Origin of the sequence: Leptospira stimsonii (genome assembly GCF_003545885.1) — a bacterium.
Taxonomy (GTDB): domain Bacteria; phylum Spirochaetota; class Leptospiria; order Leptospirales; family Leptospiraceae; genus Leptospira; species Leptospira stimsonii.
Genome location: NZ_QHCT01000006.1, coordinates 56,060 through 80,440, shown reverse-complemented (window position 1 = coordinate 80,440; position 24,381 = coordinate 56,060). Strand labels below are relative to the sequence as shown.

Below are 24,381 nucleotides of genomic sequence, written 5' to 3'. Positions count from 1 at the left end.
TCCTATTGAACGATCGTGAAAGGAAAGGAAACTTTTAGAATCGCGTTGACTCCGGGGTTCAGAGCATATTCTTTGTAGCGGCTTAAATGATCTACGTAAGCAACATTGAATACGTTTTGGACGCTGAAATCAACGGTCGGTTTGGAAGTTCCGTCTCCGAAATAGGGCAATTCGAAACCCAATCCAATGTCCGTAAGATTATAACCCTTTGTCGGGGTTTCCTTCGGATCCACCCGGTATTGAGAATCGTAAAATCTTCCGTTGATCGAAAAATAAAAATTCTTCATTCCAAGTAAGGAATCCTCGGTCCATCGAAGCCCCGCTCTTGCCCGATTCGGAGTCGTTTTAGGAAGCGGGTTCGTGTCGTTCTGATTTCTTGCGTGAACGATATCAATTCCGCCAGAAAGCACCAACTTTTTCGTCAATTCGGCTTGAATGGAGAATTCGCCTCCTTTTAAAACGGCGTCTCCTTGCTTGTAATTGTATTTAGGGAGTCCGGACTCAGAGTCGATCTCGGCGATGCTCGCGGCATATATGAAATTTTGAATGTGATTTTGGAAAACGCTGATTTCCGTCTGGATCCGCGAAGAGGCGTATCTTAAGGAAAAATCCACATTGTTTGAATATTCAGGTTTGAGCGAGTCCTTCCCGATTTCGAATCTTCCTGTTCCTTCGTGAACCCCGTTTGAAAAGAGTTCGAAAGGAGTCGGTGCTCTAAATCCCCTTCCGTAGTTGAGAATGGACGAAAAGGATTTATTGATTCTCCATACGAGTCCGGTCGAGCCAGTTGTCGCATAATAATTTTTTGTCTGTTCGTTAACGCCTAACGTCGCATTGTTTCTAATATCTGTGGCTCTCTTGTCGCCTCTCACGCCTGCGCTGAGCGTGACTGACCCCAGCTTCAATTCTTCCAAAAAGAAACCCGCTAAGTTAACGATTCCGTAAGATGGGATCAAAGGTTCTGCTCCGATGGTTTTGTTCGTTTGTTGTAGCCCGGAAACTCCAACGGTTCCTTTGAGGATTCCGAAGACAGGTTTGTGGTGAAATTTAGCGTCTGCCGTCGCGGTGTCCAAGTAGAGATTTAAACCTTGGTTTTTTTCCCTCGCCGTTACTTGATAGTAGTGAAACGCCTTATCGAAGTTGTCTACCGTTTCATCCAATAGGGTGTCTTTGATCGGTAGTAGTTTATTCTTCGATTCTATTTCTCTTCGATTGTTTCTTTGATAGGAAACGTCGAGTTCCAAATTCCCTGCAGGCAAAATGAAGAAAGAATGGAAATGCGATTTTTCGTGTTTTAGTTTTTGAAAGACCGTGGAACCCGGATTTTCATTCGGATTGTCGAATAAGTCCTGGGTCTGTTCTCTCTGAAATGAATCCACATAGAAATTTCCCCACTTCCCGTCCAGGCCGATGGAGGCACTTTTGTTTCTTTCCATCATTCCGGTGTTTGGGATCGTTCCGTTCGGAGTTGTGATCCTACCCGCCTTACGCGTGTTAGCGCTCGCACGATAGCCGAAACCGTCGATATTGCCGAAAACGGCAAAGTTACCCGAATCCTGTTTGTTGTTTGAAAAGCTGTTTGAATTAAAAATTCCCGCCATTCTTGGAACACCATTACCGGAAAGAGGGGCTTTGTCCCTGATTACGTTGACAACTCCGCCGAGCGCATCGGAGCCGTACAATAAACTACCCGGTCCTCGGATAATTTCAATTTTTTGAATATTAAAAGCATCTAATTCGACAGTGTGATCGTCTCCGAATTGTTGTTCTTCCTGCCGGATACCGTCGGTCATGACCAACACGCGTTGACCGGTCAAACCTCGAATGATCGGTTTGGAAGTGCCCGCTCCCGTTGTTAGGTTGGAAACTCCGGGCGTGTTGTTGATTGCGGACATGGCCGTTTCTCCCCTTTGTTTATCCAGCTGCCTTCCCGTTAATACCGTAATCGGTTGGGGGGAAGTTAAGAAATCGGAGATCGTGGATTTAGCGGTGACGTTGATGGAAGAATCGTCCAAGGAACTCCGGTTCAGGATAAACTGAATTTTTTCGTCCTTCTCCCCGACCGTGACCGAGGTTGTTTCGGATTGAAATCCAAACGAACTTGCAAAAAAAGTATATTTCCCCGGTGCGACGTGGTCCAAAACGAATTCTCCTTTTTCGTCTGTCATCGTGCTTTTTCTTGATTCTTGAATCAAGATCCTTGCGTTGGGGATCGGATTTCCTTCCTTATCCTTTACGCTTCCCGATAAAACTACGTCCAATGCATGGACCGAAAATGGAAAAACAAAAAAAACGAATAAGAATATTCTAAAATAATAATATAATGGCTTTTTCAAGCGATGGCTCCCGGACGGTTGTCCTTAATCAATCAAAAATAATTGGAATCAGATTGAGAGATAAAAAGGAGGAGCGCGACCGAAGTGGATCGGAGAAATTTTGAGAGAACGAAAGAGGACGTTTGACGTAAAGAAGTCCTCTTTACCGAAAAGTAAGGAAGACTTCTTTCCTAAAAAATTCGGATTCCACAAAGAAGATATGTTTCTCTGAAGCTGACAGATTGGACAGGAAGGAGAATGCTTTGCGTCCACTTGGGCCGTGTAGTGGGAATCAGAAAACCCGTCTATCCGAAAGTCTTTCTCTGAGTGGGTGTGGATTTCCCTACCCATCCAGCTGAAGAGCAAAATAAGAAGAATTCCGACTTTTAAACGTTGAATCAACACGGTAGAAAATAAATGCTAATGATAAACCAATATTAATAATGCCCTTCCGACTGAAAACTAAAAATTAAAAAAAACATTTCATTTCTTAACTTTGAGAAGACTTTCCGCTGCGATCTTTATGAATCACTCAAAAAGCTAGGAAAGAATTTATGTACGAAGAAAATATCGACCTCATTCATAACCTGATTCAAAATAAAAAAGACCCTTATGCGCTTCTTTCCTTTATCGGCGACACGATAGACGCGATGAGGACGGACATTGAGGACGTGAACGTTACGCAAGAATTCTACAATGCGTTAGGAAGAATTGCGGATTCCTTGGCGATCATTAATCAAGAAATTTTAGCCGGTTCGGATGAAAGCAAATGACCGCTTTCGAAATCGTTTCATCAACGGGATTTGCCGTTATTTTTGTATTTGATTCCCATGGAGGAAAAAAACTTTCACTTTCTTTTTCATAGATTCAACGTGATCTCATGTTAGAATTGAGACCGATTTGCGAAAACTGCGAAAAGCCGCTTCCGCCCGAATCGACTGAAGCGGTCATTTGTTCTTTCGAATGTACTTTTTGTGTTTCTTGTTATGAGAAATTTCTTTCCGGTATTTGCCCGAATTGCGGTGGAAATTTCGTTCCTCGACCAATCCGGCCAAAGAACAATTGGAAAGGGGATAACTATCTGGGAAAGTATCCGGCTAGTACAAAACTGAAATTTAGGCCGATCAATCCGGAGGAGCACTCCGAGTTTGCCAAAAAAATGTCTCAAATACCACCGACTGAAAGGTAAAGTTGTGATCCTCTTCGGTTTGAGGAGTTCTTTTAACATTGATTCTTTTGCTTAGACGAATATTTGGAAAAGTCGTTTCCATTTTTGAATTAGAGAGGGGAACGATATTGATTGCATCGTTGCGGAAACGGAGGAACGGATCTTTCACGTTTATCTTATGGATGTATTTCTGGATTGAAATCCGAAAGGTCCTCCGGGTTCTAACCTTTGATCCATCTCAAAATTATGGATACATCGAAGGAGATTATGGATCAAGAGTGCTTTCGAAACATTCACCCGCCGCGCTGGGAAAAGAGATAGGATCGATTTCCTTGGAATTCGTCGAATTCGTTAGGGAAAAAGAAATCGTAAAGAGAGTTACTTTCTGAGCGTAGAAATTTCAGAGATCGATGTTTTCGGCATTCGAATCAATCCGGAATCAACGGTTTGAATCGAATAGAAGTCTCCGATTTCGATCAAATAACCTTCTTGCACGAGTCCGTTGGAGGATTTGATTTGAACGTAAGGGCGATTGGACCATTTCTCGCTTTCATGTACGATTTCGATCGATTTGAGGTCTCCCGCTTGATAATCCGTAAAACCTTGATTCTCCCGGATTCTTCTCATAGAATCAAATTGAGTAAGCAGAATCGATTCTTCTTTGGGGGAGATTGGATTGACTTGAATCTGAATTTCTTCGGGTTTCGAGGTTTCGATCCAGTTCGTTGTCTCTGCGAGAGTGCCGCTTTTTATCAAAGTAGATTTTGAATCATCGGTGACGCCTAACGCACCAACTTGAATCGAACCTTCGATTAAGAAAATTCTTTCCTTCTCCTGGCTTGCAGAGACGAACAAAGACGTTCCTAAAAGGATCGATCGAATATGGGGACTGTTCGCTTCGACAGTAATTCCTTCTTTTTTATAAACGGAAGAAAATAGAATCGAACCTTCTAAGACACTGACCTTTAAATTTTCCGGACTCGTTTCTACAATCATTCGAGTATTCGGAAAAATTCGAATCGAAAACGTTCCCATTCCTTCCAAAAGCAAGTCGCAATACGAATTTTCTTTGGTTTGATAGCCTATCCGATGATCGGAAGATGGACTTTGCTCGCAGTTTCCGTGAGAAGCTTTTAAGTTACCGATAACCTTGTAAGATTCCTCTCGCTTTTGATAGAATAGGAATAGGGAAAAAACGATAAGAAAAGATGCCGCGGCCAATAAAAACGCCCCGGCTCGTTTCCAAGGGATCACGGTTTTTTTTTGGGAGATTGGAAAGTTTTTCGGATCTAAGGAACCCAGCAAGGTTTTGATACGGATCAATTCAAAGTATTCTCTTTGCATCTTGGGATCTTTTAATAACTCCGCCAAATCTTCTTTTGAAATGTTTGGATCTAGGAAGTGGGGTAATTTCTGCATTGAATCTTCTTTCATTCCCGCACTCCTTCTAACCAACTTTTATCAATTCCTATCGATCTTAACTCTTCCTTAAGAAGTGTTAAAGCCGAAACCAATCTCCTACTTACCGTTCGCTGTGCAATTCCTGTTTGAAACGATGTTTCAGCGATCGATTTACCATGTATACAGTGAAGAATAACAATCGATTTTTCCGGTTCTTTCAACGAGTGAATCGATTGGGTCAATTTCTCCAATAAAATTCTTTGTTCTTCCTGTATGTATGCTGAGGATTCGTACGAAGAAATTAATGTTTCCCATGACGAAAACTCCACCGAATTCTTATCCTTACTATTTTTTCGAAAGTAATCGGTTAATTCGTTTCTTGCGATCGCATACACCCATGTATTTTCGGAACCCTTAGCAGGATCAAACTTTTCTCTATGATTATAAACCTTTATAAAAGTTTCTTGGCAAAGTTCTTCCGCCGTCTCTGTTGTTATACCAGACTTAAGAAAGAAAAACTTGAGTTTATTATAATAACTCTTATAAAGGTATTCTACGTTGTCTAAACTTACACTCATTCGAGGGGAAACGCTTCTAATCTTTACTACGCACGAGGAATGGATGCTCGCCAAAATAGTTTCATTTTTTAAAAAAATTCAATTTTATCTGACTCTTCTCTTCTGTTTATTCTTAACGAACGCGTTTTTTATTACTGAAATTTATGCGGATGTTCTGATTCTAAAAAATGGCCAGACTATTCGGGCAGACAAAGTGAAGATGAAGAATGGTAATTTGGTTGAATTTAGGGTTGGAAATGAAACAAAAGTCATTGAATTTTCAAAGGTTGATTCCATTCTTCCTGAAAATACGGTCTCGAAAAAGCCTAAAGTTAAACCCGGACCAGCTTTGGTTTTAGAAGAATCCCCGAAGGTTGTCGCAAAACCGCAAATCGAGGACTGGAACGGTGAGAAGGCTGTAAAGGAAGATATTCCTTTTTCCAAATCCAGAACGTCTCGAACACTACAAGCATTGGTGCCGGGTTGGTCTCCTTTGCTACTTGCGGACGACCGAAGGACTCAGCTCTCCGGTGGACTCATTGCACTCTCTGAGCTGTTTGTCTTATATCGCGGCTATGAATTCTTTCATTCGTCAAAGCCCTATTTCCGATCGTCACTTAACCCTTCTCCGGAGAGTGTGATTCCTTGGCTCGCAAGTTCTCTAAATACCGGGGCGCTCTTGTATTTTCAGATTGAAGCCCACGGTAAAGTAATTACAACAGAGGGGCATATCATGGAGAAATCCGAATATCAGTCTCAACAAAAATTCTATGGAATCGCATTGTTTGCTCTGATCTCTTTGGATATCTATCTGAGTAACACAATTCTCTACCGAGGAAATTTAAAAAGTGTGAGTCTTTCTCCCCTTGATGGCGGTCATGGCTCCTCGATTTCGATCACTTGGGTTTTTTAAAAAAAATGGCGTAGCTCGTTTCACATTTCGTATCCATTGACAGGATCGTTGGATATGAAACGCTCCCTTCTATATCCTCTCCGAACTTACATTGTGGTCGTATTGATGTCGTTTGCGGGAATCTACTTTTTCCGTTGATGAATATCCATTTATTTTTGGCAGACATTTTCTCTTTTAACCGTAACCTTTCTAAATCATAGTATATTCTATTAATGTAATGCGTTTAGTATGGCGCGAAAGCTCATGAAATCGGAGAATTTATAGAAAGTTCTATATTCTTTTATCATTTGAAGTTCGTGTGTTCTTGAATCGAAAGCGAAAAATGGCGAGGATTCTTTTGGGTTTCGTAGTAGAGATCGTCACCTCATAAAAAATTGAGGAGGGGTGACCTTCAACTATGAATAGAACCCAGCTTAAGATTTATATTTTTATTTTTCAATTCACGTTTCTTGGATGTGACGGTGGGGGCAACAAGACGACTGACGCAAGTTTTTATTTGAGTTTAGTGATCGATCGACCTTCCCTGATGCTCGTTGGAGACAGTATCTCCGCGTTCTGGCCTACGGAACTTTTGGAGCCGTTCGTTGCGTCAAAGACCGCTTTTCCAAATCGAAATACGTTGGAAATCCTTCGAGCAACGGAGAACATGCAAGGTCACTTTCGTGCGTGCACTTACAACGGCGGTGCAAACGACTATTTAGGAATTTTGAGTCCAGTTAGCGATTCTTCAATCGAAAAGACGGTAAGCAGACAAAAACAGGCGATCGAAATTTTAAAGTCCAAATGCGATTCTCTCGTTGTCCTTGGAATTTGGAATGTCGAGGCCCCTTGGCCAATCGTTGCCGTTCGCCAAATGAATGATAAGATGAAGCGTGAAATTCAGGATGAATTCGTTCTGGACCCGAGTTCTGAAATTACATCCGATATGCTCGTAGATGGAGGACACCTAACGTATCGAGGCTATCAAAAACTTTCGGATTTGGTGAAAGAAGCATTTCGTTTGAAAGGAGTTCTGATCCAATGAATGCGAAACGGAATTTTCTTCTTATTCTTTTTTTATTTTCTCAAAATATCTTTGGCGAAAATCTTTTCTTCAATTCTCCGGAGCCCAAAAATCGGTTAGCTGTCGCGCTTCAAGGTCAGGAACAGGAATCGCTGGAAGCAAAAAAGGACGTTGTAACCGGAATTCTTCAGGCGGAAAAGACGATCGGTACGTCTGTTTCTTTATTTGCCGCACTTCCATATACGAGACTCAATGAATCCGGAGAAAAAAAAAGAGAGCATCTGAATCAACAGCAGATCGGTTTGAAATTATTTTTTTCCTTATATGATTTCGGAATTATCGGCGGTTCTAACTATTCCTTTGCCACCGGCAAAGAACGACTGGAAATCGGTTCCGAAAAATTCGGTAATATTGAATTTTATGGAGGACTCTTTTATAAGAGTAGGGCGTGGGCGATTTTTTCCGTCGCTCGCTGGAATTCTCAACTGACTCCTCACCTTCGGGAAAGAGACGGCGAGCAGTTTGAAAAAACTTGGTATTTCGATTTTTGGCTTTCGTATACCTATCATTCTCTCGAATCCATTTTGGAAGTAACACGCAAGGTCCAATATGATCCTCAATTGGAGAATCTATATTCGACGATCGTCGCTCCCGGCTTTTTAGTCCATCTTGAAATGATGACGTTCGGGATTTCAGCTCCGATCACCGTTTCTCGAAGTTACGTTCCGGACGGAACCTTGGCTCATCCGGAGACTACTTTCCAAAGAAACGACTTTGATCGTAGCATTCTGCTCAAAGCCTTTAAGTACTTCTAATATACTTCTCGATTTGAAGGGACCGACGGAACGGCATTCGAAATTAAGAATTCAATTTACGAAGCCGTTTGAAAGAGTCGTTTAGTTGGTTTTGATCGTTGCCTGCCTCTCCACAACTTTTCCAAAGAACTTTTCCTTTAGTAGCATGAACGGTCTTTCCGTGAGGAGATGAAATATATAACCGAGAAATAAAAGAACAATTCCGATCGGAATCGTGTTGATCAGCAAGTCGCTGTATTTGGCTCCTTTGGGATTGATAAAGGCAGGGGACAAAATTCCCTGAAAGAAAAAATGGATCAAATACGTGCAGTACGTTAGTTTTGCTACGGGCGAAAAAATTCTTAAAGAGAAGATTCGATTACTCCATGCGCCGGTTCTCATGGACAACAATGCAATGACGGCCCAAGCGGTTGAATTTACGGTGAACCGAAAAACCATCGAAATCGGATGTTTGTCAAATTCGCATATGAAAAGAGAATACACAAGTAAGGAGGACCAAGCCAGGACGGACGCTACGAGAACTTTTCTCGAATCGTTTAAGAATTCTTGAATCTTTTCCGGGTATCGGTTATAGATATACGCAAAAAGAATTCCAACAAAAAGACAATCCAGCCTTCCTTGGAGTGGGTAATAGATATGGGTTAGGTATAGTTTTCGAGTAAGTTCCGGTGCCGAGGGTTCAATCAATGTATAGAATATGATCGCTCGATAAAGGATTGGAGTTAGGATTAAGGAGAATAAAACGTAGATTCTATATTTTTGTGCAATCTTTCTAAAGACTAAAAGAAGAAATACAGGGAAAAGTAAATAAAATTGCTCCTCCAAAGACAAGGACCAGCCGTGCGGCATCGTGCCCGTGATATAATTCGAGATATATAAAAAATCATAAATTACCTTGGATTGGAGATCCATAATATAATCCTTATAATCCGGTCGAATTTTGATAAAAAGCGGCGCGATGATAAACGTTTGGAATAAAAGGAAAGCGAAATAAGGCGGAAAAATTCGCAATGTCCGTTTAACGAAAAACTTTTTAAATTGAATCGTATTTTTTTTCTCGATTTCCCTAAATAAAGGTCCTGAGATTAGGAAGCCGCTCAGCATAAAGAAAATATCCATACACTGACTCGAAGAATAGAAAAGGTTTTTCATCAGAAAATTCCGATCTTCTATGAACATCTCATAACCGATGTAAAGATGCCCCATGATCAAAAGGAAAAAACCGAGACTTCGGATTCCGTTAAGAGAGGAAATTTCCCTTGGATCCGATTGAAAAATACCGAAAAAATAATGTTTTAATATCTTGAGCATGTAGTTACCGGTTTTTGCGATTCAATTTGTATTTTATTCGGAGGAACGGCTTATAACCGTCTCACGAACACGTCTTTGGAAGTTGAGGGGAGATCGTTTGCGTTCTAGAAAATCAATCCACGGTCCTTTAACGAATCTTGGATTTTTTAGAAGAGAAAAGGCGGCTGTTTTAGAGAACGAAGTAAAATCTTTCCCGTTCAAAATTCGTATCAGAATGTATTCTGATTTTCTGATCCTATCATCCATGGAAGAAACGTTTTTCCCTTCATTGCTACGGATTCCCGGACGGCGCTTGCCAATTTTTTTGCTTTTATTACACTGGATTTTACGTGAACCGATTTGTTCGAGCTATTGCCGCTGTTAGAAAAAAGTTATATTTCTTCCTGAAGAATTCTGGAATCGGTCCTCCAATTTTTCGTTTTGGAAAAGATGTTTCAGGTAACGTGCGAAAACTGGAAATTCGATAGCGTTCGCTTCGTATACCTTGACTTGTTTTATAATTATCTACGTCGTAATGGTCTTTAATCAGATTCTTATAATTCACGAAGAATGAAGAGGGGGTTATAGAAAATGGGTCATGTATAAATGCTTGATGGAAAATAAAATGGTAGGCTCCGATTTTTTGTCTGTATTCGTTCTCGAAGAAAAAAGGGAGAATATACAAGAACGAGCTTAGAGCGGTGTTGGTCAGCATGTCCATTTTAGGAATCAATCGTTTCTTGTGCACAAAGGAATAAGAACGACAATCAGGATTTTGCAGTATGATTGAAGACAGGGGCAGAACAAAAGACACAAGATCAGGTAAGAAAATTGTTTCCGGTATTGTACCCACTTCCTGCCGATGCGTCCTCTTCTGTAAGAAGTTTGGATGGAGTGGACCCCGACTACATTCGTTTTCTGCAATAACGACTCATCCTGTCCATTGGGAGGCACCAAACGATCGATGGTACGATGACAAACTCGAAACACGGTGATCATGTGGATTCGGACGATTTGAATTGGACTTACGACAATTGTAAGGAAAACACAGCCGGTTCGGTCGTTGATGCGAATGGCGTCGCTGTTTTAGTTCCGTTGACTTACAGCGGAACTGTTATTAGAACTTTACACTGGAAAAGAGCCAAAACGGTTTCCGGCAATTTCGAAAAATCCATTCTTTCCGGAACGGATCGGATTCGATCTTCAAATTATACGATAAATAAGGAAACGTTACCGACGTTCGATCTTACATTTACGCGAAACGATTCCATCTACAGTCAAACGGAATATTCTCCGGGAAAAATCAGAGCCGTGCTTGAGATACGTGTGACCGTAGTTGGATCATCGATGGGGAAGCTGTGAATAGGATGCTCAATCATACGATCCATTTTTCAAGTGGTCAGTAATAAATCCAAAGAGAGAAAACACATCCGAAAGAATTTCATTCTGTGAATTCTTAATTTTTCTTAATCAACCCTGCAATTCGTTGCAGGGTTTTTTCTTTTTCTTCAAATGGAAAAAAATGAGTGCTTCCGGGCCAGATTTCCAAAGTGGAATTCCGATTCCCTTGGACGATTCTTCTTGCGCCTTTCGGAGAACAGACTTCATGAGGGTCCGGAATCGTAAGGTGAGTTTCCGTGTTGATTCTTCCATACTGGAATAGACTGAGAAAGCTAATTGAATCAAATATTTTCGATTCGAGTTCCGGAACACAACGAAGCAGGGCTTCTCCTTCAGGACCAATTCGAAAACAACTTTGAAGATAATCCTCGTAGATTTCCTCGTCCCAACGCGAAAAAGAGGGCGTTCTTCTATAAATCTTCCGAACCGTGTCGAGGTTTCTAAATTCTCTTCTTCTTTTGATCGCCACTTTCGCGAGAGGATTGTGGAAGATCCAAGCGTAGGTTACTTTAAAAAAATCTAATACAACCGGATCGTTTGCGATGATTTTCTTAAATTTCTCCGGTTTTTTGTAAGAAGCCAAGATCAAACTCGCACCACCCAGAGAATGACCGACTCCGATTAGATTGGAAAGATTTTCCAATTCGATAAGAGCCAATATTTGATCTCTAAAAAAATTCCAGTTTTTAAATTGTAATGTGGATTGAGATTCTCCGTGACCGGCGAAATCGAGGGCGAGGACTCGGTGCGTTTTGGAAAGAGCATCGATGTAAAATTTATATGTGAGCGCGCTGTATCCGTTCGCGTGACAAAGAAGAATCGTTTCTTTTGTTTTAGAATTCGGATCGGTATCGATATAGGAAAGTTTGAGTCCACGAAAGGGGAGTGTTTTTCTAAGCATGTAGGAGAGATTTGACCTTGATCTTTCCAACTCCTGCGGTGAAGTGGTTTTCGTAAAGCCAAAACCGGAGCCTTCTATGCAGATTCAAGTTCTTCTCGTCTTTATCATTGCTCTTGCGTTCAACGCGCTGGCAAATATTCTGATTAAAGCAAGTTCCTTGGGCGACGAGGCTTCGAAACCGGAAGGGATCCAAGGAATTCTGCAAGTCATCTTCAATCCGATCTTTATCGGAGGTTTAGCATCTTTCGGCTTGGCTCTTCTCGGTTATCGATTTGTTTTGGGAAAAGGTCTTAAACTTTCTCTTGCCTATCCCGTTTTTACGAGCGCCGGTTTTATCATCGTCTTAATCGTTTCTTCTTTTGCATTCAAAGAACGACTGACTTGGACACAGTGGGCCGGTATCGTTCTCATTCTCGCGGGAGTTTGGCTCTGCGCGGCGAACATGTTCGAAGCAAAGTCTTGATCTGGATTCGGTCGTTCCTAGATACTTTTTGTAAATGAATCTATAAAATTTGAATAGGAAGAAGTGTTTTTCCTTTTTCGGTCTTTTGTTAAGCGATTTCTCGAATTGAGATCGTAAAGGAACGCCTTCGTTATATGTGAATTCCGATCTCGATGAGTTCTCAAGTTCGCTTAACAAGCCTATTGAAACTTTACCTGAAAGATTTGATTTGCGGTACTATCGACCACAAGAAGTCTTTGATTGAGACAATCCACTTTAACCGTGCCGATCGCAGAGAAAGTATGCGGAACCGTGGTTACCTTAAAATTTGGATCCACGATGCGGATGACATTGGAGCCGGAATCGGAAATAAACATATAACCACCGTTGTCTAAGCTTATAAACGCTGGGCCATTGAAAGAGGCGCCTAAGCCCACACCATCGACGCTTGCCCCAACACCCGTTCCCATCAGAGTAGAAACCTTTTGGTTTTTTAGGTCCACTTGTCTAATCCGATGATCTTGAATATCCGCTACTAAAAGAACGTTATCGTTTCGAGCATAGGCGATTCCGATCGGTGATCTGAATTGAGCGATGGACGCGTCTCCGTCCAGATAACCCAAGGTTCCTCCCGAAAGTGTGCTTACGTTTCCGAAATTCAAATTAATTTTCCGAATATCATGATTGGTTAATTCTCCGATATATAAATTTCTTTCCCGATCGAAATCCATAAAGAAGGGAGCGTTGAATAAAGCGATCGATCGATCTCCGTTTTGAATCCCGGAAATTCCGGTTGGACTTCCTGCGTAAAAAGAAAATTGATCGTTGAAATCGATCTTATAAATCTGCCCGTTGTTTTTACAGCTTACATATTTGTCTCCGGTGAACGGATCAAATTTAATTCCGGATGGATTGCTCAATGTAAATCCCCCGCTATTCAAAGTGCTTACATTTCCGAAGGAATCGATTTTGCGGATCAGGTTCGAAGTTTGATCGGCGATATAGATATTACCGCTCGAGTCGACTTCGATTCCAACCGGAGCAAGAAAAGAAGCGTTTGTGATCGTTCCATCCACGCTCGCACCCACTCCGGTTCCCGCAAAAAGACTTACGACCGGATTGTTCGTCATCTTGAGTTTGCATTGAAGGCAGTCCTTAAGGGCGCAATCTAAGAATGTGGATTCATACCATGCCTGGCTCATAAGAACACTCGGATTATATATCGATTCCGAAGAGCAGAATAAGAAGAACGGGAGAAAGATAAGAATTTTGTACATCTTCATAACCAAGATGATTGCAAATATATCCGAGTTCATTCCTGATTCCAGCAATTTATTTCCAAATTGGAGATGGATTTTGGGTGTTCTTCTTTTATAAATTAGTTTGTTCTTAAAAAATCGAAATTCGTATTTTAAGATTTCCAAGTAAAAGGAAAAACGGAACGAAAAAAAGGGTTTCTCTCTAAGAACTTTTTTCTTAGATGGAATAGAGTTTTTGTTTAAAAGGAAGGATTAAAATGAACAAAGGTCCACTTTCCGGAGTTAAGGTAATCGACTTGAGTCTTTTGCTTCCAGGTCCTCTTTGCTCCATGTATTTGGGAGATATGGGAGCAGACGTAATCAAAATCGAAAACCCCAGAGCGATGGATGCCACTCGTGTGATGTTTAAAAAAGCCAACGGCGCCCCTTCTTTGTTTTTGATGCTCAATCGAAATAAAAAAGCAATCACTCTCAACCTGAAGAAGGAAAAATCGAAAGAGATATTATTTAAATTATTAGAAAATGCTGATATACTCCTGGAAGGGTTTCGTCCCGACGGACTTTCTAAAATGGGTCTCGGTTACGAGGATCTAAAGGAACGTTTCCCGAGATTGATTTATTGCGGAATCTACGGTTACGGAACGGAAGGGAAATACAGGGACTTTGCAGGACACGACGTGAATTATCTTTCTCTTTCCGGGGTTTTATCACAAACGGGAAAAACCCCTCAGATTCCAGGATATCAACTCGCCGATATCGGTGGTGGTACGATGACGGCTCTTTCTTCCATTCTGGCGGCGCTTTATGCACGAGAGAAGACGGGGAAGGGGCAAAAGATTGCGATTTCCATGATGGATTCTTCACTTCCTTTTCTTTCTCTCTATGGTGGAATTTTTGCCGCGACCGGAAAAAATCCAGAAGGAGGAAATGAACTTCTTTCCGGTAAATTACCGAATTATAATGTTTATGAGACGAAGGAAGGTCGGTGGGTTGCGCTCGGAGCTTTAGAAGATATGTTTTTTAAAACATTTTTACGCCAATCCGGTTTGGATCAACACCTGGAAGAATTCCCTGCGGAAGAAAAAAACTTTTCCAAGTGGAAGGAAATTCTTACCGCCTTCTTTAAATCCAAAACGTTAGCCGACCTTGATCCTCTTTTTGAAAATCAAGACTCTTGTTTGACTCCGGTGAAAACGATGGAAGAGGTGAGTAAGGATCCGGTGTTAAAAGAACGAGGAATGATCCTGGATAAAAAACATCCGCAGTTCGGAGAATACTTCCAATTCGGAGCGCCGTTCCCATTCTCTGCGACGCCGGTGACGTATCGTTTGGATCCTCCTTCTCATGGGGAACATAATTCCGAAATTTATAATTCTCTCGGTTATTCTCAAGACGAAATCGAGACCATGAAAAAGGAAAAAGTGATCTGAAGTCGCTTTGCAACAATGAGGACATCGAAATATTTTTCCTAAGGCCATGTGAGATGTTTTAGGAACAGAACGTTCGTTCTTGGTATAATCCGCGTATGAGCCGATCCTCTTTTTTATTTGAATGAGGGAATTCTTATGTAGAATATCTGCACTTTAGAATTGGGAAAAATCGGTAAAACGAGTCCTGACTCGGTTTTTTAGCCCATATTTTGGTTTGATCTAATCGTGGTGAAAAAAAAAGTAGGATCAGAACACTCTCGTAAGAAGGGAAAAAACCGATGTACCAGGAATATACCGAACAACAGCTTGAAATCAGAGACCAGATCCGCAATTTTGTGAAGAAAGAAATCACTCACGAAGTGGCAATTCACTGGGACGAAGAAAATAAACATCCCGAAGAACTCATCAATCGTATGCGAAGAGAATTGGGAGTCAACGGTCTCACGATCCCTGAAGAATACGGCGGTTGGGGACTCGGTTCCGTAGAGCAGTGCCTCGTTACGGAAGAACTTTCCAGAGGATGCTTAGGTATCTCTCTTTGTTTCGGATATACCGGTCTTGGTATCCTTCCTATTCTGAAAGGCGCTTCTCACGAACAAAAGAAAAAATGGCTTCAACCTGTAGTGGACGGAGAATTCGGTGTTTCCTTCTGTCTTTCCGAGCCCGGTGCGGGTTCCGATGTTCCAGGTATGAGCACGACCGCAGTTAAAAAAGGCGATAAGTGGGTTATCAACGGAACCAAACAGTGGATCACCGGTGGTGGTAGCGCTGGAGCTTATACGGTATTTGCATATACCGATAAAGGAAGAGGAACCAGAGGCGTTAGCTGTTTTTATGTAAAGAGAGACACTCCCGGTCTGACCGTTGGTAAAAAAGAAGACAAACTCGGAATCCGTGCTTCCGATACTCGTCAGATCATCTTCGAAGATTGTGCCGTTGAAGAAGCGAACATGATCGGAAAAGAAAACTTAGGCTTTATTTACGCTCTTCAAACATTGAATGCTTCTCGCCCTTACGTTGCGGCGATGGGTGTCGGTGTCGCTCAAGCGGCTCTTGACTACGCTTCAAAATACGCGAGACAAAGAGAGCAGTTCGGATCTAAGATCTCCAGCTTTCAAGCCGTTCAGCACATGTTAGCTGATATGTCGATCGGTCTCGAAACTTCCCGTCAAGTTACGTATCTTGCCGCGAGAATGTCCGATGCAGAAGATCCAAGACTTCCAAAGTATTCTGCGATCGCGAAAGCTCACGCTTCCGAAACCGCAATGAAATGCGCTCTGGATGCGGTTCAGATCTTCGGTGGATACGGTTACACAAAGGAATATCCTGTTGAAAAACTGATGAGAGATGCAAAAATTCTTTGTATCTTTGAAGGAACGACTCAGATTCAGAAAAACGAGATCGCGGCTTACGTGATCCGTGAAGCGGCATCTGCGAAGTAATCCTTCGTTTGGAATCAAGTTTTCCCTGATTTGAAGTAGAACTTGATTCCAGAGAAGACAAGGCGCCGGTCCTAAAGATCGAGCGCCTTTTTTATTCTATCCGCAAGTATAAGATCGTTCTCGATTCTTATTCGCTCTGATCCCATCGTATCCTTCTATTTCGATCGAACATGTCGTCTTTGTAAACCGACCTGTTCCGAAATGCGCGGGCATTGTTTGTTTGACTTTCACAAAGGAACACCATCTTCCTTTGTTCTGAGAAAACTTTCTCACTTTTCAATGGTCTTCGATTCTCTCGTTCTATTTATTTCTTCCACAGTTTTCGTGAAGATCGGCGGCGCTCCGGACGAACGTAAGATCATCTGATCGTAATGGATTCTTAAGTAGAAGATCCTATCAGTCGATTTTTTCTTTTTTCAACTTATTTGTTTTGGAACGAATTCTACTCAGTGAAACAGGAGTGATTCCGAGATAGGAAGCGATATGATATTGAGGAACCAAATCTTCGATGTTCGGATACGTTTTTTTTAAGATGTTGTATCTTGCCTCTGCGTCCAAGGCGAGTAGTTCGTATTCTCTTCTTGCTTTTTTTATAAAAAGACTTTCCGCGACCTTTCTTCCGAGACGTTCCCATGCGATATGAGTTTCAAAAAGAGAGCTTAAATTTTCGAAATCGGCTACAGCGAGTTTACAATCCGTGATGGCTCGGATGTTGCAAGTGGACGGTTGTCTCGAAAGAAGATCGAAATAGGAACCGGTAAATTCTCCGGGAAAATTGAAACTTTTGATATATTCATCTCCGTCCGGAGTGAGATAATATTCTCTCAATACGCCTGAAAAAACAAACGCGTATTCTGTGGGAATTTTTCCCTGTTTAACGAGAAAGTCCCCATAAGAAAGTTCGCGAAGCGAATATACGATTTTGGATTGAGTCCAGACTTCTTTCGAAATCGGCGAGATTGTATTGACCCTTTCATTGATACTCCACCATTCCGGACTGTTTTCGATGATTTGAAAATCGCTCACTTTTTTAGTGAAGCTTTCCAGGAGTTTTTGGCAAATCTTATTGTGCCGAGGATTTTAAATTTAAACCTGTCTTTTCTCTCTATAGAATGAACCGAAATTTTATTTAAGGTTTTTCCGATTCGATTTTTTCCTTCAAAGCCGGAAGTAGGAATTTCCCAGGATTTTAGTTGAAACGGACTTACAGTCCGTTTTCAAGCCGTTTTCAAAAAGACTTTCTTTGTTGGAACAAACAAACATCAACGAGGATTCCGCAATACGTTTGAACCAAGGAGAATCCAAATCGATTCTTCCTATTTCGTTTTCACGTTCGAATCAGCGAATCGATTTCAGAAAAGGAATGGTGGCATCTAAAAATCCTTTCGGATCTTCCGCAAAAGGAACGTGTCCCGTTTTCAAAAATACGAGTTGAGAACCTTTGATTTTACTGTGGAGTCGTTCCCCGAGTTCCGGAACGATCACCGGATCCATTTCTCCCCAGACGATGAGTGTTGGCGCCGTAATCTTTGCTACCTTTTCTCTGAGATCGTGTCTTTCATCGGAAAAACTTTTCCAGATGGCGGCCCTTATATTCTTCGAGCCTTCGACCTCTTTCCTTTCCTCGATTCTATTAAGAATCGACTTCGTAAAAGAATTTTCGATCTTGATGTAGTAATTCGGAAAGGTGTTCCAAGTCGCGCCCGTAAACCAGAGACTACTCATGAGTCTAACGAACGTCCTTGTCTTAAAATCTGGATCGTTCATTCCACCGGTATCCACGAGAATTAAACCTTTTACTAAATTAGGTTTATCTAATGCAATTCTCATGGACGCATAACCACCGAGAGAATTTCCGATTAGAATCGCACCTTTCGGAGAGAGTTGTTCCACAAGATCCGGAAGAATATCCGCGTAAGAGACCGCGGAAGCCGAATCGATCGGGTTCGGAAAATCCGATATGCCGTGTCCGGGCCAGTCCACGCTGATGACACGAAAGGTTTCGGATAACTTGGGAACGATCGCGTCGAAGTCCCTATGATCGTGTCCTGGACCGGCTGAATGAAGAAGAATCAACGTTTCCCCTTTTCCATAAATCCAATACGCGATGGAACCCAGTTTACTCCGAAAAAGGCCGGAGGGTTTTTCTTCTTGATAGTTTAAAGATTTTTCCATTGTCGCGGTTTGCATTTTCTGTCCTCCCGAACAAACGATCGCTATGAATCCGATCCAAATGGTGTTTAGAATTCGAGTATGAAGTTTCATACTCAAGAATCTTGATTCAGGAAATAAAAAATGTCAAGATTGGAAAAGTTCGCATAAGGAAGAAACCGATTATCCTATGTTAACTTACTTTTTTCGAGTAATCGCCCAGTGAACCAATTTCAAAAGAGGTTTGGTCCAAACCGGAGGTTGTCGATTCGCGGAAGCAGATTTCGGAAAAAGAAGAAAGAATTCGAGAGGAACCAAAATTCCTTTTTCGATTAAGTCGTCTTTGTTTTTGTAAGCCGAAAATTTATCTTCATTCATCATCGTATAAATATAGGAAATTCCGTTCTCATCCATCAGATAACTTCGGAGATAAACAGGTTTGTTTTGATGATAGACGATGACGCTACCCGAACCGTTTGTCTCAGTGAAGAATAATTCCGTTTTCGAAAAGATAGGATTCTTTCCTGTGCGTATAAGAAACGAAGCGATTCGATCTCGACCGAAGAGCGGAACCCTTGCGGCGTGAACTTTTCCGCCACCGTCCGACCAGAGTTCGATTTCTTCCTTCAAAAAAGGAAGTAAAAGTTCCGGTTCCCCTTTCGAAGACGCGAGTAAAAAACTATGAAGTAGTTTTCTCTTGGTTTCCTTATCAGGGGAGAATTTTTTCCTTCCGGATTTAAGCGAATCTTTTGCCCGTTTGAGAGTTTGTCTGCAGTTATCCTGGGTTTTTCCCACGGCCTTAGCGATCACTTTGTAATCCATGTCGAAGGATTCTCTGAGAATAAAAACAGCTCTTTCAATCGGATTCAACTTTTCTAATAGATGAAGAAAGGCAAGATCCAAGGTTTCCGGATCGGGTTCTTCCGTTTCAGGATTTGTAGGAATCGGCTCGGGAAGCCAAGGGCCGATATAAGTCTCCCTTTTATTTTTTACCTTTCTCAGAGTGTCCAGAGAAAGTCTCGTCGCGATCGTGGAAAGAAACGCTTTCGGAGATCGAATGTTCTCGTTTCCGGATCGTTCCCAACGGAGAAAGGATTCCTGAACGATGTCTTCGGCGTCGCTTACGCTTCCTGTCATTCTGTAAGCGATCCCGAAAACGAGAGTTTTGTGTTCTAAGAATTGTCCGAGCTTATCCAAGATGATTTCTCCGAATGGGTCGCTAAAACTTTCGCATTGAATTCTTCTTTTCTATCGGGAAACGGTTTCCAAAAATAAAAGTCGAATTTTTTCTCCAAACGAAAGGACAACACGGTGAATTTACAAATCAATTCTTTGATCCATACGGCGCTTCTGGAAGTCCAAATTTTCGAGGTCGGCGTATCGTCCGGTTCGGATTCTTGAATGAGGCCGTCTTTTCTTCCGAGACTTACGTTTCTTCCCAAATACCCGAGCGAAAATGGATCCTTTCCTTTTTTCGACTTGAGCCCTAAGCGGTAGGACAACCTCTCAGCGGCGTAAATTCCCATCGGAATTGCGGTCGCACAAGCCATTTTGAGATGGCGGTAACCCGAAGATACGATTTGAACGGCGTCGCCCGCTCCGAAGATTTCAGGATGATCTTCGACTTCCAAAAAGGAGTTCACATAGACTTGACCGATCGGGTTGGTTCTGAATCCGGAAACTTCTCCGATCGGAGAAGCGGAAAAACCGTTCGCTAATATGCAAACGTCGTGAGGAATTTTTCTTCCGTCGGCGGTGACAAGCCGGTCCTTTTCGTATTTGAGAATTTTTGAATTTTCTAATATACGGACTCCATTTTTCAAAAAGAATTCGCGAAGTTTTACGATCGCTTCCGCCGAAAATCCTTTTCCCATACGTTCCGCATCAACGAGAGTAATTTTGATGTTTTGCAATTGTGTCGCGAGTTCGGATGCGGCTTCGATTCCGCCAAGCCCCGCTCCTAAAATCGTAACGTTCGCCGTTTCTTTCTTCTTAAGAATCTCGAACATTCTCGCACAATCGTCTCGCTCCGTTAGTTGAACGTATTGATCGTTCAATTTTGAAGGATTCGAACCCCGAATCCCGAGAGAATAGATTAGATAATCGTAAGGATGTATTATTCCATCTTTTAAAAGAATTTGTTTGTTCCGAATTTCGATCTTCTTTATTTCGGCGACGACCAAATTGACTTTCCGATGAAGCAAAGAACGTACGGAATACGTTTTCTCGAGAGTACCGGCGAGTATTTGATGATTTCGGATTCTTTCCTGGAAATCCTCCTTCGCGGTAATCAAAGTGATTTCCAAAGGAATTTTTTTTCTCGCGAGACGATTGGCGGCGATGATTCCAGCGTATCCTCCGCCTGCGATCAGAATCTTTTGGATTTGCGGCATGTTTTCCTCCTTTTCGGAAGGAAGACGTGTCCTCAATTTCATTCGTGACAGGAATTCGAAACAATTTTTTAAAACGTGAACTTCAAGTTCCTTCTTTGCGAAATCTTCTGAACCTTTCTTTTCCGAATATGTAATTAGAATTGTTCTAAATTCGAATTGACAAAGGAGCTTTGGATTCAAACCATTGAACCAGGATGGTCCATATGTTTCGGATTTTGTCCATATTTTTCGGTATCTATCTTTTGCTCGTTCTCTCGGCTTGCAAAGAACCCGTTCAGAAGACGGAACTGGAAGGTTTTGTCGTTAAGAACGTAATACATCCCAGTAACAATCCTTATAATAAAGACAAGGTAGAATTGGGAAAACTGCTCTATTTTGATAAACGACTTTCTCTAAAAGGGGATACGAACTGCGCGATCTGTCATTCGGTCGAAATACAGAATTCGGAAACGAGTTCCGCTCCTCGAAACCAAATTCACAAATCGATCGCTCCTCCGTTGACGAACGTAGCTTTGTATAAGGACGTATTTATCGATCCACAAGCGAACGATTTGGAGGAGATCGTAAAAGAGAGGGTCCATACTGCGTTGATGCTCAAAGACGAGAAGACGATCGTAGCGAGACTCAATCAAGTCGCGGAATATAGAGAACTTTTTGAGAAGTCTTTCGGTTCTCCGGGGATCAGTATGGATCGAATCGTAAAAGCGATTTCCGCTTTTGAAAGAACGATCGTCTCGAAAAATTCTAAGTTTGATCGTTACGTGATGGGAGAAGAATCCGCTCTGACTCCTTCTCAAAAACGCGGAATGAACGTCTTCATGAATAAGGCGAAGTGCAATCAGTGTCACAACGGACCGAATTTTTCCGATTCGACACAACACACAACGGGACTCAAAGGAATTACGCAAAAGATTCGTACGCCGAGTTTGAGAGATGTCAGCAAGAAGAATGAGTTTATGCACAACGGTGAATTCAAGAAGTTAGAAGACGTCGTAAATCATTTCGTAAACGGCGGTTCGAAAGGTTCCATAGAGGACCCGCTTTTGAAACCAGCGCCGATCACAGAGGAAGATAAAAAGGATCTGATTGAATTTTTGAAATCCTTGGAAGGGGAGTCACATCCTCTCGAAATGCCGAAGATCCCGAGAGCTTAGATTTTTTCGATTTCGCTTTTCAGATTTACTTGGGTGTGTGTCAGTCAAAACCCAAAATGTGGGAACTCATTCTCCGTCGAAATGAGGGAAGAAAATTCGAAATCTCCTAAATCGAACCCTCGTTGTTGGCCGAAAAAAACAAAAGACTCTACAAAGAAAAAGGGATTTCTTTCGGCGCTTCCCGGTTTTTAAGTCCCGTTTCAGAAAGGAATCAAAACGATTTCGTTTTGCGATCTGTTTTTTAACTTGGAAATTTATTTCAGAAGAGTTTACAAAAAAATGTCAACTTCCGGAATCGATTTTTTCTAGAAGGGAGATCAGGATTCTTCTTTCTTCAAACGTTGTATGTTTGTAAATTCTTGTGAACATCTTTCGAGAGGAACGTATGACCGCGGCCCTCGCCGCTTTTCCCTTTTCCGTTAGGACGATTTCGGAAATTCGAGAATCTTCTACGTTTTTAAATCTTTCCACATAACCGTTCGCAACCAATCGTTTTACAATCTGAGTCACAGTCGATCGATCCCTGAAAATTTTCTTCGAGATCGAAGTCATCGATTCCGGCATCTTATTGCGCAGTGCGCAGAGGACGGCTCCTTGTGTGGGGCTTATGTCTTTGTAACCTTCTTTTTTGTAACTCAGTGAAAGACTAAAAAAAATCCTTTCCGAAATCCCCGAGAGCAAGTGTACGATTTTTTCAGGTTCCACGCTCATACAACACCCATCCTAAAAATGCTTTGTATCCAAAGCAAATACGCCCTTCGAAGAATCTTCTTTCGATCAATTACGTTGACCGATCCCGTTCGAGTTATAGACAAATCCTTATGAAACAAACTTCATCCACTTTTAACTTTGAAAGTATCGAGATCAACGAAAAATACTGCGGCCCTCCGAAGAGCGGAAACGGGGGATACATTGCGGGAATCGCCGCAAAACCGATTCAAAAAGACGCGGCGGTCATTAAAATTAAAGCGCCCGGTCCTCTGAACGAAACCTTGTATTACTCTCTCAATTCCAGCACGAATGGAATTAAATTATTGAGTAAAGACGCCGACGTGGTCATCGCGGAAGCACAAGAAGATCCCGAATTTTTTATGAACGTTCCAGAGTTGAATTCTTCCATCTTGGAAGACATTCAGAATCCAGAGGAGGAATACTTAGGCTTTCAGAGACATCCGTTTCCTACCTGTTTCGTATGCGGTCCGCAACGAAAGCAAGAGGATGGGATGCGCATCTTTCCTGCGAAAATTCCGGATCAGGCCGGATTCACTCACTTGCACGGTGCTTTTTGGAATCCATGGAAGGACTTGGGCGACGCGGACGGAAAAATACGAAACGAGATCGTTTGGGCCGCATTGGATTGTCCCGGTGGTTTTGCGGTTTCTTATGTGGATCCGACTATGATCGTTCTCGTGAAATTGCGCGGAAGAATTTTGGAAAGTCTATTCACGGAAGTTCCGTATGCGATTCTTTCCTGGGAAATCGGAAGAAATCGAAGACAGAGAACACCCGGGACAGCGATCTATCGAATTTCGGATCGCAAATGTGTCGCCTATTCCGAGGCGTTATGGATGGTTCCTGGGAACTGGAATCCGGAAAATCAAAAAGAATTATAAAATTAGAATATACTAAATTGTATAGGAGAACTCGTTATGTGTGTCCAAAAAACGCCGACATTGAGTTTCGTGAACGCTTATTTTTTTCAGACCTTACAGGGATATCTGCATTATAAATACAGGAAAATCAAAAGGATTCTTTTCGAGGATCTCCCGGATACGGTCGTCGAGCTTGGTCCGGGAGTGGGTTCGAATTTGCGATACTTCAAGCCGGGCACGAAGCTTTTAGCGGTAGAACCGAACGAAGGAATGCATTCTCTTCTGAAAAAGAATTCTGAAAAGTATTCGATCAAAATGGAATTGATGAATTTATCCGCGGAAAAACTTCCTTTCCCCGATTCGTCCGTCGACGCCGTAGTTTGCAGTTTGGTTCTTTGCACCGTCGAGAAACCGGATCAAGTTCTCAAAGAGATCAAACGTGTATTGAAGAAGGGAGGAAAATTCGTCTTCTTAGAACACGTCGCCGCCGAGCACGGTTCCTGGATCGAATGGATTCAAAAAATCGTATTTCGGCCTTGGCTTTGGTTTTTTGAAGGGTGCAGATTGAATCGAGACACGCAGGGAACATTGGAGAACGCGAATTTTTCCAGTTTGAAACTCGAAAAACGTTCGCTTCCAACGATCTTTCTACCGATCCGACCTCATGTTTACGGAATCGCGATCAAATAAGAATCCGTTCCAAAACGTAAAACTAGATTCAGGAGTTTGAGGATGATTTTGGAATGGAGACGAT

24 protein-coding genes are annotated in these 24,381 nt (G+C 42.0%); 12 read left to right on the top strand and 12 right to left on the bottom strand.

What is annotated here, in order from left to right; translation table 11 throughout:
* Positions 1 to 2: 2 nt before the first annotated feature.
* Entirely contained in the window at positions 3 to 2,336 is a 2,334-nt protein-coding gene (locus tag DLM75_RS18605) for a TonB-dependent receptor (RefSeq protein WP_118970005.1), read from the bottom strand.
* A 48-nt stretch (positions 2,337 to 2,384) separates the two neighbouring features.
* Positions 2,385 to 2,720: an LIC10965 family protein gene (locus tag DLM75_RS25050; protein WP_429945494.1), complete on the bottom strand. Its 336-nt coding sequence runs from the start codon at positions 2,718 to 2,720 to the stop codon at positions 2,385 to 2,387.
* A 149-nt stretch (positions 2,721 to 2,869) separates the two neighbouring features.
* Between DLM75_RS25050 and DLM75_RS18595 the strand changes: the two genes are divergently transcribed.
* Together DLM75_RS18595 and DLM75_RS18590 are read left to right on the top strand one after the other, a co-directional pair.
* On the top strand, positions 2,870 to 3,088 hold the full coding sequence (locus DLM75_RS18595) for a hypothetical protein (protein ID WP_118970003.1): 219 nt from the start codon (positions 2,870 to 2,872) through the stop codon (positions 3,086 to 3,088).
* 107 nt (positions 3,089 to 3,195) lie between these two features.
* Positions 3,196 to 3,504: a DUF1272 domain-containing protein gene (locus DLM75_RS18590; RefSeq protein WP_118970002.1), complete on the top strand. Its 309-nt coding sequence runs from the start codon at positions 3,196 to 3,198 to the stop codon at positions 3,502 to 3,504.
* A gap of 357 nt (positions 3,505 to 3,861) precedes the next feature.
* Here the strand turns inward: DLM75_RS18590 and rsx are convergent, their stop codons facing one another.
* Positions 3,862 to 4,917 (bottom strand): LIMLP_03685 family anti-sigma factor, encoded by a 1,056-nt coding sequence (gene rsx, locus DLM75_RS18580; RefSeq protein ID WP_118970000.1) that lies wholly within the window; start codon positions 4,915 to 4,917, stop codon positions 3,862 to 3,864.
* A complete protein-coding gene (locus tag DLM75_RS18575; RefSeq protein WP_118969999.1) occupies positions 4,914 to 5,462 on the bottom strand; it encodes an RNA polymerase sigma factor in 549 nt (182 codons plus the stop codon). Before DLM75_RS18575 ends, rsx begins: the two co-directional genes overlap by 4 nt.
* Here DLM75_RS18575 and DLM75_RS18570 point away from each other — a divergent pair.
* The 3 genes from DLM75_RS18570 to DLM75_RS18560 all read left to right on the top strand — a co-directional run bounded on the left by DLM75_RS18570 (position 5,443) and on the right by DLM75_RS18560 (position 8,172).
* Complete coding sequence (locus tag DLM75_RS18570) at positions 5,443 to 6,354, top strand: hypothetical protein (protein WP_147456663.1); 912 nt, start codon at positions 5,443 to 5,445, stop codon at positions 6,352 to 6,354. The two genes, DLM75_RS18575 and DLM75_RS18570, sit on opposite strands and share 20 nt — an antisense overlap.
* Before the next feature lie 397 nt (positions 6,355 to 6,751).
* The gene (locus tag DLM75_RS18565) at positions 6,752 to 7,378 is read left to right on the top strand and encodes an SGNH/GDSL hydrolase family protein (protein WP_118969997.1); all 627 of its coding nucleotides are present in this window, start codon (positions 6,752 to 6,754) and stop codon (positions 7,376 to 7,378) included.
* A complete protein-coding gene (locus tag DLM75_RS18560) occupies positions 7,375 to 8,172 on the top strand; it encodes a hypothetical protein (RefSeq protein WP_118969996.1) in 798 nt (265 codons plus the stop codon). Before DLM75_RS18565 ends, DLM75_RS18560 begins: the two co-directional genes overlap by 4 nt.
* 81 nt (positions 8,173 to 8,253) lie before the next feature.
* Here the strand turns inward: DLM75_RS18560 and DLM75_RS18555 are convergent, their stop codons facing one another.
* On the bottom strand, positions 8,254 to 9,483 hold the full coding sequence (locus tag DLM75_RS18555; RefSeq protein ID WP_118969995.1) for an acyltransferase family protein: 1,230 nt from the start codon (positions 9,481 to 9,483) through the stop codon (positions 8,254 to 8,256).
* A 951-nt stretch (positions 9,484 to 10,434) separates the two neighbouring features.
* Here DLM75_RS18555 and DLM75_RS18540 point away from each other — a divergent pair.
* Positions 10,435 to 10,824 (top strand): hypothetical protein, encoded by a 390-nt coding sequence (locus DLM75_RS18540; RefSeq protein ID WP_118969992.1) that lies wholly within the window; start codon positions 10,435 to 10,437, stop codon positions 10,822 to 10,824.
* A 94-nt stretch (positions 10,825 to 10,918) separates the two neighbouring features.
* Here the strand turns inward: DLM75_RS18540 and DLM75_RS18535 are convergent, their stop codons facing one another.
* The gene (locus DLM75_RS18535; protein WP_118969991.1) at positions 10,919 to 11,764 is read right to left on the bottom strand and encodes an alpha/beta fold hydrolase; all 846 of its coding nucleotides are present in this window, start codon (positions 11,762 to 11,764) and stop codon (positions 10,919 to 10,921) included.
* A gap of 76 nt (positions 11,765 to 11,840) precedes the next feature.
* Between DLM75_RS18535 and DLM75_RS18530 the strand changes: the two genes are divergently transcribed.
* Complete coding sequence (locus tag DLM75_RS18530; RefSeq protein WP_069609113.1) at positions 11,841 to 12,227, top strand: DMT family transporter; 387 nt, start codon at positions 11,841 to 11,843, stop codon at positions 12,225 to 12,227.
* A 179-nt stretch (positions 12,228 to 12,406) separates the two neighbouring features.
* Here the strand turns inward: DLM75_RS18530 and DLM75_RS18525 are convergent, their stop codons facing one another.
* Positions 12,407 to 13,483, bottom strand: a complete 1,077-nt coding sequence (locus DLM75_RS18525) for an NHL repeat-containing protein (RefSeq protein ID WP_118970136.1) — start codon at positions 13,481 to 13,483, stop codon at positions 12,407 to 12,409.
* A 239-nt stretch (positions 13,484 to 13,722) separates the two neighbouring features.
* Between DLM75_RS18525 and DLM75_RS18520 the strand changes: the two genes are divergently transcribed.
* The gene (locus DLM75_RS18520) at positions 13,723 to 14,895 is read left to right on the top strand and encodes a CaiB/BaiF CoA transferase family protein (RefSeq protein WP_118969990.1); all 1,173 of its coding nucleotides are present in this window, start codon (positions 13,723 to 13,725) and stop codon (positions 14,893 to 14,895) included.
* A gap of 278 nt (positions 14,896 to 15,173) precedes the next feature.
* Complete coding sequence (locus tag DLM75_RS18510) at positions 15,174 to 16,337, top strand: acyl-CoA dehydrogenase family protein (RefSeq protein ID WP_118969989.1); 1,164 nt, start codon at positions 15,174 to 15,176, stop codon at positions 16,335 to 16,337.
* 396 nt (positions 16,338 to 16,733) lie between these two features.
* On the opposite strand, the gene DLM75_RS18505 is transcribed toward DLM75_RS18510, so the two are convergent.
* The 4 genes from DLM75_RS18505 to DLM75_RS18490 all read right to left on the bottom strand — a co-directional run bounded on the left by DLM75_RS18505 (position 16,734) and on the right by DLM75_RS18490 (position 20,881).
* The gene (locus DLM75_RS18505; protein ID WP_118969988.1) at positions 16,734 to 17,363 is read right to left on the bottom strand and encodes a Crp/Fnr family transcriptional regulator; all 630 of its coding nucleotides are present in this window, start codon (positions 17,361 to 17,363) and stop codon (positions 16,734 to 16,736) included.
* Positions 17,364 to 17,675: 312 nt separating this feature from the next.
* The gene (locus DLM75_RS18500) at positions 17,676 to 18,602 is read right to left on the bottom strand and encodes an alpha/beta fold hydrolase (protein WP_241547983.1); all 927 of its coding nucleotides are present in this window, start codon (positions 18,600 to 18,602) and stop codon (positions 17,676 to 17,678) included.
* Between the two features lie 84 nt (positions 18,603 to 18,686).
* On the bottom strand, positions 18,687 to 19,685 hold the full coding sequence (locus DLM75_RS18495) for a sigma-70 family RNA polymerase sigma factor (protein ID WP_118969987.1): 999 nt from the start codon (positions 19,683 to 19,685) through the stop codon (positions 18,687 to 18,689).
* Complete coding sequence (locus tag DLM75_RS18490) at positions 19,661 to 20,881, bottom strand: NAD(P)/FAD-dependent oxidoreductase (RefSeq protein ID WP_158586489.1); 1,221 nt, start codon at positions 20,879 to 20,881, stop codon at positions 19,661 to 19,663. Before DLM75_RS18490 ends, DLM75_RS18495 begins: the two co-directional genes overlap by 25 nt.
* A 203-nt stretch (positions 20,882 to 21,084) precedes the next feature.
* Between DLM75_RS18490 and DLM75_RS18485 the strand changes: the two genes are divergently transcribed.
* Positions 21,085 to 22,035 carry a cytochrome-c peroxidase gene (locus DLM75_RS18485; protein WP_118969985.1) on the top strand — a complete coding sequence of 317 codons (951 nt, stop codon included), beginning with the start codon at positions 21,085 to 21,087 and terminating at the stop codon, positions 22,033 to 22,035.
* Positions 22,036 to 22,317: 282 nt separating this feature from the next.
* On the opposite strand, the gene DLM75_RS18480 is transcribed toward DLM75_RS18485, so the two are convergent.
* Entirely contained in the window at positions 22,318 to 22,746 is a 429-nt protein-coding gene (locus tag DLM75_RS18480) for a MarR family winged helix-turn-helix transcriptional regulator (protein WP_118969984.1), read from the bottom strand.
* A gap of 110 nt (positions 22,747 to 22,856) precedes the next feature.
* Here DLM75_RS18480 and DLM75_RS18475 point away from each other — a divergent pair, with 110 nt between their 5' ends.
* Entirely contained in the window at positions 22,857 to 23,648 is a 792-nt protein-coding gene (locus tag DLM75_RS18475) for a hypothetical protein (protein WP_147456661.1), read from the top strand.
* A gap of 36 nt (positions 23,649 to 23,684) precedes the next feature.
* On the top strand, positions 23,685 to 24,317 hold the full coding sequence (locus DLM75_RS18470; protein ID WP_118969982.1) for a class I SAM-dependent methyltransferase: 633 nt from the start codon (positions 23,685 to 23,687) through the stop codon (positions 24,315 to 24,317).
* Positions 24,318 to 24,381: the final 64 nt, after the last annotated feature.

What these genes read in the sequence shown, in the direction of transcription:
- DLM75_RS18595 (WP_118970003.1), top strand. Translation starts at nt 2,870, where the DNA reads ATGTACGAAGAAAATATCGACCTCATTCATAACCTGATTCAAAATAAA.
- DLM75_RS18590 (WP_118970002.1), top strand. Translation starts at nt 3,196, where the DNA reads ATGTTAGAATTGAGACCGATTTGCGAAAACTGCGAAAAGCCGCTTCCG.
- rsx (WP_118970000.1), bottom strand. Translation starts at nt 4,917, where the DNA reads ATGAAAGAAGATTCAATGCAGAAATTACCCCACTTCCTAGATCCAAAC.
- DLM75_RS18575 (WP_118969999.1), bottom strand. Translation starts at nt 5,462, where the DNA reads ATGAGTGTAAGTTTAGACAACGTAGAATACCTTTATAAGAGTTATTAT.
- DLM75_RS18565 (WP_118969997.1), top strand. Translation starts at nt 6,752, where the DNA reads ATGAATAGAACCCAGCTTAAGATTTATATTTTTATTTTTCAATTCACG.
- DLM75_RS18560 (WP_118969996.1), top strand. Translation starts at nt 7,375, where the DNA reads ATGAATGCGAAACGGAATTTTCTTCTTATTCTTTTTTTATTTTCTCAA.
- DLM75_RS18555 (WP_118969995.1), bottom strand. Translation starts at nt 9,483, where the DNA reads ATGCTCAAGATATTAAAACATTATTTTTTCGGTATTTTTCAATCGGAT.
- DLM75_RS18540 (WP_118969992.1), top strand. Translation starts at nt 10,435, where the DNA reads ATGACAAACTCGAAACACGGTGATCATGTGGATTCGGACGATTTGAAT.
- DLM75_RS18535 (WP_118969991.1), bottom strand. Translation starts at nt 11,764, where the DNA reads ATGCTTAGAAAAACACTCCCCTTTCGTGGACTCAAACTTTCCTATATC.
- DLM75_RS18530 (WP_069609113.1), top strand. Translation starts at nt 11,841, where the DNA reads ATGCAGATTCAAGTTCTTCTCGTCTTTATCATTGCTCTTGCGTTCAAC.
- DLM75_RS18525 (WP_118970136.1), bottom strand. Translation starts at nt 13,483, where the DNA reads ATGTACAAAATTCTTATCTTTCTCCCGTTCTTCTTATTCTGCTCTTCG.
- DLM75_RS18520 (WP_118969990.1), top strand. Translation starts at nt 13,723, where the DNA reads ATGAACAAAGGTCCACTTTCCGGAGTTAAGGTAATCGACTTGAGTCTT.
- DLM75_RS18510 (WP_118969989.1), top strand. Translation starts at nt 15,174, where the DNA reads ATGTACCAGGAATATACCGAACAACAGCTTGAAATCAGAGACCAGATC.
- DLM75_RS18500 (WP_241547983.1), bottom strand. Translation starts at nt 18,602, where the DNA reads ATGAAACTTCATACTCGAATTCTAAACACCATTTGGATCGGATTCATA.
- DLM75_RS18490 (WP_158586489.1), bottom strand. Translation starts at nt 20,881, where the DNA reads ATGCCGCAAATCCAAAAGATTCTGATCGCAGGCGGAGGATACGCTGGA.
- DLM75_RS18485 (WP_118969985.1), top strand. Translation starts at nt 21,085, where the DNA reads ATGTTTCGGATTTTGTCCATATTTTTCGGTATCTATCTTTTGCTCGTT.
- DLM75_RS18480 (WP_118969984.1), bottom strand. Translation starts at nt 22,746, where the DNA reads ATGAGCGTGGAACCTGAAAAAATCGTACACTTGCTCTCGGGGATTTCG.
- DLM75_RS18475 (WP_147456661.1), top strand. Translation starts at nt 22,857, where the DNA reads ATGAAACAAACTTCATCCACTTTTAACTTTGAAAGTATCGAGATCAAC.
- DLM75_RS18470 (WP_118969982.1), top strand. Translation starts at nt 23,685, where the DNA reads ATGTGTGTCCAAAAAACGCCGACATTGAGTTTCGTGAACGCTTATTTT.